Raw genomic sequence first — 12,027 nt, forward strand, 5'->3', positions numbered from 1 at the left:
GGAGGCTATATGGATTTTGGAACTTTTAACGGATTATATACATTATTTTTAATTATTATTTTCGTTGGGTTGATTTTATGGGCCTACAGTAAAAAACAAAAAAAGTCATTTGAAGAAATGGGTAACTCTATTTTGGAAGATGATCTGGACTCAACACAGTATGAAAGCACCTCAAGCGAACATACAGGAGCTAAAAAATAATGAGCATTTTTTGGACAATATGGATATCTGTCATTACGTTAACCGTCATCATCGGTTGTGCAGTACTTCTTAAAGCAGCAAATTCAAATAACACAGGCGTTAAAGAAGGCGAACCAATGCCTCATACCTTTGATGGTATTCAAGAACTGAATAATCCATTACCGAAATGGTGGGTTGGTTTATTTTGGTTTACGATTGTTATCGCATTAATTTATTCAATTGCTTTCCCTAGTTATACTGCAAATTGGAATGGTTTTTTAAACTGGACTAGTGCAGATAAAGACGTTACTGACGTTTCTAAGCTGGATGAACGAGCAGAAACATCAAAATCACAATATCAACGTGAAATTGATGCAGCTGAAATTAAATACGGTGAAGTATTTAAACAACTAGTTTATACCGATGCTGGTGTTTATAAAGATATCGAAGTCATTGCTAAAGACTCTGAAGCTGTAAAAGTAGGGCAACGTTTATTCCTACAAAATTGTGCTCAATGTCATGGTTCAGATGCACGTGGTAGTAAAGGTTTTCCAAACCTTACTGATGATGATTGGTTATATGGTGGCGATCCATTAACCATCAAAGAAACGTTAATGAATGGTCGTAACGCAGCAATGCCTGCTTGGAAAGATATTCTAGGCGAAGATGGCATAAAAGAAGTAACAAGTTATGTATTACAACTAAGTGGTCGTCGTGTAAATGACATTGATGCACAAGCTGGTGCAGAACGCTTTGTAGTTTGTGCAGCATGTCACGGTGCTGATGGTAAAGGTTTACATGCATTTGGCGCACCTAACCTTACGGATAAAGTTTGGTTATACGGTGGTTCGCGTAAAGCAGTTGAAGATACATTACGTAATGGCCGAAATGGTGTAATGCCAGCTTGGAAAGATGTATTAGGCGAAGATAAAATCCAATTAATCTCTGCATTTGTTTACTCTTTATCACAACCAAAATAAGTCAAATTTAATCGCTGCTTAGCGTATTAAAGTGGACATTTAAAGCCTCGTTAATCGAGGCTTTTTTATAGCTAAAATTCGTCATAAATGCTAGATTATCGCGTATTGCCTCACCCTACTTTTAATAACAGGAATTGTCATGCAAACAGAAGTAAAAAAATCTTGGTTTAAACAATTTTGGCCTTGGTTTTTAATTATTTTACCAATGGCAGCTGTTGTTGCAGGTATCAGCACTTTCATTATCGCTTCTGATAATAAACCCGATATGGTTGTGGATGATTATTATAAAACAGGAAAAGCTATTAATGCAGATTTAAGCTTACTAACTAATGCTAAAAAATTAGGCCTGTCTGCTGAAGTCGTACAACAAGCAGATGGCTTATTAATCAAAATGAAGGGGTTAGAAACAAATACGTCGATCAGCTTCTCTTTATTTCATTCAACTCAATCTAAACGCGACAAACTTGCCATGTTAACAGCAGATGCAGAAGGTAATTATCATTTTGAAACAGACCAGCCATTAGTGGGTAAATGGTCACTTCGCCTTGAACCTTTTGATAAGAAATGGCGCTTAGAAAAGAAAGTAGTTTTTCCATCTGAAAAAATAGCATTATAAATGCAACAAGTAAGTCAATGCTTTCACTGTGGAGAGCCTAATCCAACAAATGCTAGTTTTCAGGTTCTGATTAATGGAGAGCAACAAACGATGTGCTGCCCAGGTTGTCAGGCAGTGGCACAAACAATTGTTGATAGTGGCTTAAGCTCTTATTATGAGCACAGAACAGAGGTTGCAGCTAAAGGAGAGTCGTTAATCCCTGATGAGCTGCAACAACTTGAACATTATGATATTGAACAAATTCAACTCGACTTTATAAAACAAAATGGCAACACCACTGAAATAACATTAACTATTGAAGGCATTAGTTGTGCGGCTTGTGCTTGGCTCATTGAAAAACAATTACGCTTTTTACCCGGCCTTATTTTTGTTAATGTGAATACCACATTAAATCGAGCTGTAATTCGTTGGGATAATGAACAACTGGTACTCAGTAAAATACTAGAACAAATCCAACGTATTGGTTACAAAGCCTACCCTTTCCAAGTTAACCAACAAGAACTGTTTTATACTAAACAAGTAAAATCTTACTTACGTAGATTAGGATTAGCGGGCCTTGCGACTATGCAGGTAATGATGTTTGCCATTGCCTTATACGCAGACTTCTTTTCGGGTATGCAACAAGAGTTTATTACCTACTTCAGGTGGGTTAGTTTTATACTTGCAACGCCAGTTCTTTTATACAGTGCACAGCCTTTTTATGTGAATGCATGGCGTAATATTCGTAACAAAACATTGGGCATGGACATCCCTATTTCTATTGCTTTGTTAGGTGCTTATTCAGCATCCAGTTATGCCACTATCGTAGGAAGAGGCGAGGTTTATTTCGAATCGGTATCGATGTTTACCTTCTTACTATTATTAGGGCGTTTATTAGAACTTCGAGCTCGCCGTAAAGCATCGGAAACCAGTAGTAATTTATTACGTTTACTGCCTTCCATGGCAACCTTATTAGAAACAAACAATGGTATTGTTAGTCATCACTTAACGCCTGCGAAAACACTAGTACCAGGGCAGTATATTTTAGTGAAACCGGGTGAAACTATTGCCATTGACGGTATCATTATTGATGGTCAAAGCAATATTGAAGAGTCAATGCTTACCGGTGAGCATTTACCTGTTTTCAAAAAAACACAGGATACTGTTTACGCAGGCACAGTGAATATAAGTAGTGTATTGACTATCGAAGTTGTCAACATAGGCAACAACACGTTGATATCAGATATCATACAATTACAAAATAGCGCGCAACAAAATAAACCACATATTGAAGTGCTCGCTGATACGGTATCTCGTTACTTTGTCGCCGCATTATTGTTAGTTGCAACACTTACTTATATTAGCTGGAGCATTATTGATCCTGACCAAGCTTTTTGGATCACTCTCTCTGTGTTGGTGGCCACTTGCCCTTGTGCATTATCTCTGGCAACGCCTACCGCTTTAACCTGTGCAACTGCGCAGCTTAATAAACAAGGTATTTTAATTAAGCAACATCACGTATTAGAAACGGTCAACAAAATACACCATGTTGTTTTTGATAAAACAGGTACATTAACGCAAGGTGACTTTAAATTACTAAAAGCACATTTATATCCAACAGATATGACTAAGAAGCATTATAATAAGCAACAATGTATTAACCTTGCAGCCAATCTTGAGATGAACTCTGAACACCCTATCGCAGTTGCTTTCACTCAATTAAAGAACCAAACATTAATATTAAATAATATTGAAAATATCCCAGGTCAAGGCTTACAAGCAACTTGGGAAGATGGTGGTCAAAAATCACAAGTGAAATTAGGTCATGCAGCGTTCTGTGGAGTGACTAGAGAATTAAGTAGCCAAGAGTTATTAATCTATTTGACTGTCGATCAACAATTAATTGCAACCTTTGAATTAGGTGATGAAATTCGTGAATCAGCAAAAGATTTGGTTGATTTTTGTCATAGAAATAATTTAGAAACCACCATGCTAACTGGTGATATTTCAGATAAAAGTGAGCAAGTCGCTAAGCAACTAAATATTCAAAATGTAGTCAAAGGTGTTAGTCCGCAACAAAAATTAGCACATATCGAAACATTACAACAATCACAGCAAGTTATGATGATTGGGGACGGTATCAATGATGCTCCTGTATTAGCAGGTGCCCATATTTCTGTCGCATTAGCCAGCGGTACTGATATTGCTAAAAATAGTGCTGACGTTATTTTATTAGGCTCTGATTTACGTAAAATAAACCTATTAACGACTAATGCTAAGCAAACAACACGCATCATTAAAGAGAACCTAGCTTGGGCTATTGGCTATAACTTAATCATAGTTCCATTAGCGGTGATCGGCTTAGTCCCCCCCTACGTTGCGGTGCTAGGGATGTCTTTCAGTTCATTAATTGTAGTGAGCAATTCGTTAAGGTTATTAAAATGAATATTATCTATGTATTGATTCCTATTGCGATGATCTTTGTCACTATTGCAGTCATAGTATTTTTTTGGACAGTGAAGTCTAATCAGTATGATGATCTCGATAGAGAAGGCGTTAATATTTTATTTGATGAAGATGTACAACCATCAAAACCAATACAAAAAGCACAAGCAACTGACCAACAATCAGAAATAAAAACACCTCAAAAAAAATCCTTAAACACAAGTGATATAAAACCAGATGCTCATTAACGACTTTTTCAGTGCTTTTTTAATTGGTTTATTAGGGGCTGGTCATTGTATTGGTATGTGTTCAGGCATTGCTAGTGCATTAAGTTTCTCAATTAATCCTGAGCAAAAACATGGACTGCTCTCGCTACTGCTTTATAACTTAGGTCGTATTACTAGTTATTCTATCGCAGGCTTTATTTTTGCAGCGAGTAGCAGTGTATTAATTATTTGGATGGGTGGTAAAGAATCCCTTATTTATTTACGTATTATCGCTGCCGTCATGATGCTGTTATTAGCATTTTATATTGCTAGATTATGGAATGGCTTGATAATAGTAGAGCGAGCAGGTCAGTTTTTGTGGCACTTTATAAAGCCGTTAGCGCAATATTTTTTACCGCTAAAACACCCTGCTTTAGCTTTCCCTCTCGGCTTTTTCTGGGGATGGTTACCTTGTGGTTTAGTATACTCTTCTTTGGTTTGGGCAATAAGTACTGCTAATGGACTTAATGGTTTAGTTATCATGCTTGGCTTTGGGTTAGGGACATTACCTGCCATGATGCTAGTCGGCTCTTTAAGCCATAAACTGAAAAACATTCTTAATAAAAAATGGTTTAGGTACGGCAGCGGATTAGTATTAGCACTATTTGCTTTTCAAACTATTTATGTTGCATTTACACAGTTATATTAGTATTTACCGTAACCCTTATGCTCCTAAAATACTGCCCTAGATAGGCAACTTTGTGATTAACAATTTCAAAGGAACTTTATAAGGTGTTAGTATTAACACAAATCAATATTATTTAAGAGATGAATATGGATAAAAGCAATTCAAGTCGAGCACAAACAGGCGCTAATGCAATTCACTGTCAAGATTGCAGCATTAGTCAACTATGCATACCTTACTCTCTTAACGAGACTGAATTAAATCGTTTAGACACTATTATCGAACGTAAAAAACCAGTGCAAAAAGGCAGTGAGATTTTCAAAGCTGGCGATAACATGAAGTGTTTATATGCAATTCGTTCAGGCACTTTAAAATCTTATACTATCACAGAGCAAGGGGATGAACAGATCACTGCTTTCCATCTTGCTGGTGATTTAGTTGGTTTTGATGGTATTAGTACAGGTACACATCCAAGTTTTGCTCAAGCACTTGAAACTGCAATGATTTGTGAAATTCCATATGATACTTTAGATGAATTATCGACGACGATGCCTAAGTTAAGACAGCAAATTTTACGTCTAATGAGCAGTGAAATTGTCGGTGATCAAAATATGATTTTACTTCTATCGAAAAAGAATGCAGAAGAAAGACTCGCTTCATTCATTCACAACTTATCTGTTCGTTTTGCTGCTCGTGGGTTCTCTCCAAGAGAATTCAGATTATCAATGACTCGTGGAGATATTGGCAACTATTTAGGTCTTACTGTTGAAACAATTAGCCGTTTATTAGGTCGTTTCCAAAAAAGTGGAATGATCGCAGTTAAAGGCAAATACATCACAGTATTAGATGATGCACAATTATCTGAATTAGCTGGCTCACTTGCTTAAAAATCAATTCCCTCGCTTGTCACAATAAAACTTACCAGAAAATAAAAATATTTTCATTTTCTGGTAGATACCCCTATATGTTTATCCTTATTTGATCTAAGTTATAGTTAAACCAATTACATTAAATAAGTGTTCTAAATTTTGCGCAGAAAAAATGGCTTAGTTTCAGGTATAAGCTGAGCCCTTATAGATCAGTTAATTAGTGTGACTGGCATTATATATCTGATTAAAAATTGGAGGTTAACATGCTTAAATACCGTAATATTTTAGTTTATATAGATCCAACACAAGAAGAACAACCGGCTCTACAACGTGCTATTGAAATAGCCGAAAAAGATAAAAATACTAAAATTACTTTATTCTTATCTTGTTACGATCTGACCTACGAAATGACCTCTTTAAGTTCGATGGAAGAACGTCAAGCAATGCAGTCATTAGTCATTCGAGATAATACAGAATGGCTAGACACACTTGCTGCGCCTTATAGAGAGCAAGGACGTATAATAACTTGTCAGGTGCATTGGCATAATCGTCCTTTTCAAGCTGCTATTCAATTAATACTAAAAGAAGGATATGATTTATTAATAAAATCAACACATCCTCATCCGCGTCTTAGTGCTATTTTATTTACACCGACAGACTGGAATCTACTCCGTAAGTGCCCTATTCCATTATTATTAGTCAAAGTAAAATCTTGGCCTGAGAATGGTAATATCTTATGTGCAGTTGACTGTAAAAGTATTGAAGATCCTGACCATCATAACTTAAATGAATCTATTTTAGCGGAAGCCAACGATATTGCAGAGATGGTGAAATCAAATGTGCACGTAGTAAACGCTTACCCTAGCCCACCAATGAATATTATGATGGAACTACCTGAATTTGATCCTATTCATTATGAAGATGGCTTAAAAAAATTCCATCACAAAACCTTAAATGATTATGCCAATAAATACCATATAGAAACACAAAATATTCACTTACATCAAGGTTTACCTGAAGATGTTATTAGTGATGTGGCACAGGAAATTAAAGCAGAATTAGTTATTTTAGGTACCGTAGGACGTTCAGGCATAGGCTTAACACTATTAGGCCACACGGCAGAACAAGTGATTGATAAACTTGATAGTGATTTACTCGCCTTAAAACCAGCTGGTTTTGTCAGTCCAATAAAACTAGAGTAATTAACAGTTTCAAGCAACCAATACCATTAGGTGGATGAATTAAACTTTACTCAAAACCACAACTCAATTTAAAACGTAAATGGAGTTGTGGTTTTGTTATATTGTTATTTTGTATTTTTGTGTTGTTTTGTATTGTTCTTTTGTATAGTTACTTAATGAATTCCACAACGTAGAAGTGAACTTTCTAAGCCAAAAAATAAATTCAGTGCTTTAATCGAATGAGTATAAATATTTAACTGCAATAAAATACACGTAGAATTGATAAAAACGCACTAGAAGCCAACATTCCAATTATGTAATTAAATAAATAATTAAATAAGTAATTAGAATTTTTTATACTCATTAAATTAATGTAACAAAGCTAGTTTATTTGGAGCCCTAGGCATTTAAAAATCTTACAGCTTAAATACCTCAATAGATTTATTTAAAGCAGCGGCAATATTTAATAATTCAGTGGCTCTTTTAGTGTTACTCCCAGCACTATCAAAAGCGGTCTTGGCTATATTATTGATACCAGTAATACATTGGTTTACTTCGCCAACAACTATTGCTTGTTGTTCGGCTGATGTTGCTACTTGATCATTCATATCTTGAATAATTGAAATAGAGCGACGTACCTCTTCTAAAATATTATTTACATCTCTCGATTTTATCGCCGTCAATTTTGCATTATCTAGATTAATTTGTATCAACGCTATTGCGTTTGTTGATTCATTTTGTAGACGACTAAGCATAGAGTGAATTTTAACAGAGATGTCTTTGGTTTTATTGGCAAGCTCTTTTGCTTCACCAGTCAAAATAGCAGAGTCTTGCCTCCCTCCTACAACTTCAGCTGCTTCAATAATGCTATTTGATGCCAATAAATTTGTTTTCTCTGAAACATCAATAATCAAGTCAATAATGCAGCCAATATTCTCAGCCTGCTCCTCTAAGGTACATATCACTTGCTGTACATTAGTAACACCTTCTACTAATGTTGAAATACTGGCATTCATATCATTTACAACATGAATACCTTTAGTCGTTTGTTCATCTGCTCCGTTCACCACCGTTGATGTATATAACGCATTACGTGCAACTTCACTAACTGTTGCAACCATTTTATTCAATGCTGTAGAAGTTAGCTCTAACTCTTTTATTTGCGCCCCTGAGCTATTTTTCACTTTGGAAGCTGACTCTGACATTTGCGCTGATGAAATGTTTAATTGGCTTGTCGATGTATTAATATTTTTAATAATATCTTTTAAATTACCCACCATGGTGTGAATTGCGCTATAAATACCAGTTTCACCACCTGTAAGAGGCGCAACAGAATGTAATTCTCCTTGTGCAATTCTTTTTACAATCGCTTCGATTTCAGCCGGCTCTCCACCAATAGGACGATACATCACTTTCATTATTATAAGATAAGTGAAGTACAGCGAGGTAATAATAAATATTAATGTGATCCATAAACTAACTTGTAAATTTTCACTTGATGCTTCGTTAATATCATCCCAACTGCTCCAGCCCCAGACTGTCCAATTTAACGAATCGATAGCAACTCCTGAAACGGTATACTCTATATCTTCTAAATAGTAATCATGATTGCTGATGCTTTTGTTTTTAAACTCCCTATAAGAAGGACGCTCATCATATATATTTTTACCAATTAATCCTGCTTCTTTCGCTGCAAGTAGATAACCATCTTGACGACTTACAAAAATGTTATTTTCAGGTGCAAGCTCTTGAATAAATCCAGTAATTTGATTAATGCCAATATTTAAGGCAAGCACACCTAACACTTTTCCATTACGCTTAATGGGTACCGCGAATGTAGTAACTTTATTACCATAACTACTTACATAAGGATTTGTAATTATTTTATCTTCACCATCAAATGCGCGTATGTACCATTCACGTTTTTTTTCTTTGGCATTAAAACCAACCTCTAGACCATCATTTTGGTGCGTGTAACTACGTGCATCCTTAGTCGTAATATAGGCGTCAAGAACACCTAAATTATTTGCGATTATATGTAACGATTGGATCGTTTTATTTATATTTAATAAGCCAGTTTCATCGATTTCAATATCGTCAGCCATGACATTTAGCACATCAAAATAACGTTCTATTTTCTGCTCAAGGGCTTTAGATATTAAAAAGGCTTGGTTATCTAACTTTACAGTCTTATTTTCTGTTGATGCTGTTTTAAAATTACTAAAACCAACACCTGAGACTAACAGTATGCTTGATGTGAAAAGTAACCCGAATAATAATAATATTTTTGTTTTTGCAGTCATGTTTATTCTGCCTAAAATGAACTGTGTTTATTGGAGAGGTGTTATATTTAAAGTGTTATTCATCTCTTTCTATCAATGTTTTATATACAATTTTAAATTTCATAATGATGTGGCAAAAAATAATGGCAATTATGATTAATTATGTTGAAGTTATATTAATAACTAATGAGAAAATAACTGCTAATCCTACAGCGGTTAGACAAACTTATTAACTTAGATAAATAAGTTTTTCATCATATTTTATAGTGAATAAATATTTTCAATACTTTTATTAAACAATATTAATATTCGAAGTAAATTAGCTACAACATCGGCACGTTAACCTTCAACCAGTGCATGGTTGTAGCTATATTTATATTATTCAGGCTTTAATTTAACCTTCTGATTTTAAATAGTTAAGCACTACTTCATGATGGTCTTTAGTTTTAAATTTATTGAAGATATGCTCTAACTTACCATGTTCATCAATTAAGAAAGAAGTCCTCACTACGCCCATATTTTCTTTGCCCATAAATTTCTTTAATTGCCAAACACCATAGCTTTCACACGTACTATGGTCTTCATCGCCTAGTAAGGTAAAGTTAAGATTTTGTTTGTTGATAAAATTAGTCAACTTCTTAGGAGTATCTGGACTAATACCCAACACAACAACATTTAATGCCGTTAATTCATCTTTGCTATCTCTTAAAGCACAGGCTTGCGTAGTGCAACCAGGTGTAGAAGCTCTTGGATAAAAATAAACTAATACTTTTTTACCAAGATAATCACTTAACGTAACACTTGAATTATTTTCGTCTGGTAATGTGAAGTTTGGTGCTAAGCTACCGATTTCTAACATAATATTTATTCCTATTATTTCATATTTAAAGTGATTTTTTACTTATTTCAAGCTCAACTTTTACTTAATAGCTGATGGTATTAACGGCTGAAACTTTAATTCATTTACTGCTAATTTCAAGAGTACAAATTACTTTTCAATAAGTTCTATATCATCAGAATCAACTTGAACTGCTGGCCATGCATTTAAAACAGCTTTAACAAGAGTTGCTAAAGGGATCGCAAAAAACACTCCCCAAAACCCCCATAAACCACCAAAGATTAAGACTGAGATTATAATAACCACTGGATGTAAATTAACGGCTTCAGAAAACAATATAGGTACAATTAAATTACCATCAAGCGTTTGAATGATACCGTAAGCTATCATCAAGTAAGCAAACTCAGGAGAAATACCCCATTGAAATAAGGCAACAACCGCTACAGGAACCGTCACTGCAGCAGCTCCGATATAAGGTATCAATACAGACAAACCAACTAATACAGCAAGTAAAGCTGAATAACGTAAATCCATGAAAAAGAAAGTAAAGTAGGTCGCGACGCCAACAATTAAGATTTCAGTTATTTTACCTCGAATATAATTCATTATTTGACCGTTCATTTCTGACCAAACTTGGGCCGCTAATTTACGATTTTGAGGTAAGAAACGAGCCATACTAGCAATTAATTGATTTTTATCTTTAAGCATAAAAACCATCATTAATGGGACTAACACCGCGTAAACGAGTAACGCAGCAATATTTAATATAGAGGCAAAAGATTGTGATAATAAAAAACCGCCACTATCAACTAAATAGCTTTTTATAGTACCAATGATGTGTGTAATAGTAACTGGATCAATAGCATCGGGATAATGAGCAGGTAAAGTTAAAATATATGCTTGCCCTTGATTTAACATGGTTGGCAAATCACGAATAAAAGATGTTGCTTGCTTAAAAATGGTTGGCAAGACACCTAAGAAAGCAAAAATAGAAATAGATATAAATAACAACATAACAATTAAAGTTGCAAACGTTCTATTTATTTTAAAACGCATTAAATACGTGACAGGCCAATCTAATAAATAAGCTAATACTATAGCAACAAATAAAGGAGCTAAAATATTGCCAAAAAGATAGATGACAATAAAAGAAAATAACAAAAGCAGGAACAAAACACTTAAATTAGGGTCTGAAAAACGTGTCTTATACCATTGAAATAGTTGCATAAACATTGAAGATTATTCCTTCTATTGGTGCACAGAGGTCGTTCTATAGGCCAGAAAATACACTTATAAACAACAATTTACTTTAGGTAGCTAAAGCGCTTTTTATACTGATAATACGTCGCATTATTTATTATCTAACTTAATCAATAATGTATTTTGATTGCAGTGATAGCAATAGTTTTTTTTATCCAAATATCGTCGAATATCCTGTATTGCGACTTGGTTAGAAAATAACACCTCGATACTTGCATTTGTATCTAAAGTGAGTAATTGCTGCTTCAGTAAAACTAATGCTAATGGACAACGTACTTGGCGTAAATCTAAACTTTGCATAGATATTATCTTATTGCACTTAAATATGTGATAAATGAATGAATTATAGCATTTCATTCATTTGAATAGTCCATCATTACGTAATAAAACAATTGTAATCCATAACAAATAGCGAATTGAAAATGTTATGCTCATTCTAAGATACCGTTCACCAACAGGGTTAACATTAAGACTTATTTATGTTCTAAAACAACATAACCTTTAAC

At 34.5% G+C, this 12,027-nt stretch carries 12 protein-coding genes; 8 read left to right on the top strand and 4 right to left on the bottom strand.

Annotated elements, in window-relative coordinates; translation table 11 throughout:
- Window positions 1-9 precede the first annotated feature (9 nt).
- The 8 genes from GQR59_RS12175 (at window position 10) to uspE (ending at window position 7,162) form a co-directional block, all read left to right on the top strand.
- Window positions 10-201, top strand: a complete 192-nt coding sequence (locus GQR59_RS12175) for a cbb3-type cytochrome oxidase subunit 3 (RefSeq protein WP_160063096.1) — start codon at window positions 10-12, stop codon at window positions 199-201.
- Window positions 201-1,160 (top strand): cytochrome-c oxidase, cbb3-type subunit III, encoded by a 960-nt coding sequence (gene ccoP, locus GQR59_RS12180; protein ID WP_160063098.1) that lies wholly within the window; start codon window positions 201-203, stop codon window positions 1,158-1,160. Before GQR59_RS12175 ends, ccoP begins: the two co-directional genes overlap by 1 nt.
- A gap of 139 nt (window positions 1,161-1,299) precedes the next feature.
- Entirely contained in the window at window positions 1,300-1,776 is a 477-nt protein-coding gene (locus tag GQR59_RS12185; protein ID WP_160063100.1) for a FixH family protein, read from the top strand.
- Window positions 1,777-4,200: a heavy metal translocating P-type ATPase gene (locus tag GQR59_RS12190; protein ID WP_160063102.1), complete on the top strand. Its 2,424-nt coding sequence runs from the start codon at window positions 1,777-1,779 to the stop codon at window positions 4,198-4,200.
- Complete coding sequence (gene ccoS / locus GQR59_RS12195) at window positions 4,197-4,448, top strand: cbb3-type cytochrome oxidase assembly protein CcoS (RefSeq protein WP_160063104.1); 252 nt, start codon at window positions 4,197-4,199, stop codon at window positions 4,446-4,448. The genes GQR59_RS12190 and ccoS overlap by 4 nt, the downstream gene beginning before the upstream one ends.
- Window positions 4,438-5,115: a sulfite exporter TauE/SafE family protein gene (locus GQR59_RS12200; protein WP_160063106.1), complete on the top strand. Its 678-nt coding sequence runs from the start codon at window positions 4,438-4,440 to the stop codon at window positions 5,113-5,115. The genes ccoS and GQR59_RS12200 overlap by 11 nt, the downstream gene beginning before the upstream one ends.
- A gap of 119 nt (window positions 5,116-5,234) precedes the next feature.
- The gene (locus tag GQR59_RS12205) at window positions 5,235-5,978 is read left to right on the top strand and encodes an FNR family transcription factor (RefSeq protein WP_160063108.1); all 744 of its coding nucleotides are present in this window, start codon (window positions 5,235-5,237) and stop codon (window positions 5,976-5,978) included.
- A gap of 245 nt (window positions 5,979-6,223) precedes the next feature.
- Window positions 6,224-7,162 carry a universal stress protein UspE gene (gene uspE, locus GQR59_RS12210; RefSeq protein WP_160063110.1) on the top strand — a complete coding sequence of 313 codons (939 nt, stop codon included), beginning with the start codon at window positions 6,224-6,226 and terminating at the stop codon, window positions 7,160-7,162.
- Window positions 7,163-7,557: 395 nt separating this feature from the next.
- On the opposite strand, the gene GQR59_RS12215 is transcribed toward uspE, so the two are convergent.
- The 4 genes from GQR59_RS12215 to GQR59_RS12230 all read right to left on the bottom strand — a co-directional run bounded on the left by GQR59_RS12215 (window position 7,558) and on the right by GQR59_RS12230 (window position 11,821).
- Window positions 7,558-9,444: a methyl-accepting chemotaxis protein gene (locus GQR59_RS12215; protein WP_160063112.1), complete on the bottom strand. Its 1,887-nt coding sequence runs from the start codon at window positions 9,442-9,444 to the stop codon at window positions 7,558-7,560.
- Between the two features lie 373 nt (window positions 9,445-9,817).
- Window positions 9,818-10,282, bottom strand: a complete 465-nt coding sequence (bcp, locus tag GQR59_RS12220; RefSeq protein ID WP_201288101.1) for a thioredoxin-dependent thiol peroxidase — start codon at window positions 10,280-10,282, stop codon at window positions 9,818-9,820.
- A gap of 129 nt (window positions 10,283-10,411) precedes the next feature.
- Window positions 10,412-11,494 (bottom strand): AI-2E family transporter, encoded by a 1,083-nt coding sequence (locus tag GQR59_RS12225; RefSeq protein ID WP_160063114.1) that lies wholly within the window; start codon window positions 11,492-11,494, stop codon window positions 10,412-10,414.
- Between the two features lie 117 nt (window positions 11,495-11,611).
- The gene (locus GQR59_RS12230) at window positions 11,612-11,821 is read right to left on the bottom strand and encodes a sulfurtransferase TusA family protein (protein ID WP_160063116.1); all 210 of its coding nucleotides are present in this window, start codon (window positions 11,819-11,821) and stop codon (window positions 11,612-11,614) included.
- Window positions 11,822-12,027: the final 206 nt, after the last annotated feature.

This window comes from Psychromonas sp. L1A2 (assembly GCF_009828855.1).
Classification (GTDB): Bacteria; Pseudomonadota; Gammaproteobacteria; order Enterobacterales; family Psychromonadaceae; genus Psychromonas.

Coding starts and splice junctions, on each gene's coding strand:
- GQR59_RS12175 (WP_160063096.1), top strand. CDS start 10: ATGGATTTTGGAACTTTTAACGGATTATATACATTATTTTTAATTATT.
- ccoP (WP_160063098.1), top strand. CDS start 201: ATGAGCATTTTTTGGACAATATGGATATCTGTCATTACGTTAACCGTC.
- GQR59_RS12185 (WP_160063100.1), top strand. CDS start 1,300: ATGCAAACAGAAGTAAAAAAATCTTGGTTTAAACAATTTTGGCCTTGG.
- GQR59_RS12190 (WP_160063102.1), top strand. CDS start 1,777: ATGCAACAAGTAAGTCAATGCTTTCACTGTGGAGAGCCTAATCCAACA.
- ccoS (WP_160063104.1), top strand. CDS start 4,197: ATGAATATTATCTATGTATTGATTCCTATTGCGATGATCTTTGTCACT.
- GQR59_RS12200 (WP_160063106.1), top strand. CDS start 4,438: ATGCTCATTAACGACTTTTTCAGTGCTTTTTTAATTGGTTTATTAGGG.
- GQR59_RS12205 (WP_160063108.1), top strand. CDS start 5,235: ATGAATATGGATAAAAGCAATTCAAGTCGAGCACAAACAGGCGCTAAT.
- uspE (WP_160063110.1), top strand. CDS start 6,224: ATGCTTAAATACCGTAATATTTTAGTTTATATAGATCCAACACAAGAA.
- GQR59_RS12215 (WP_160063112.1), bottom strand. CDS start 9,444: ATGACTGCAAAAACAAAAATATTATTATTATTCGGGTTACTTTTCACA.
- bcp (WP_201288101.1), bottom strand. CDS start 10,282: ATGTTAGAAATCGGTAGCTTAGCACCAAACTTCACATTACCAGACGAA.
- GQR59_RS12225 (WP_160063114.1), bottom strand. CDS start 11,494: ATGTTTATGCAACTATTTCAATGGTATAAGACACGTTTTTCAGACCCT.
- GQR59_RS12230 (WP_160063116.1), bottom strand. CDS start 11,821: ATGCAAAGTTTAGATTTACGCCAAGTACGTTGTCCATTAGCATTAGTT.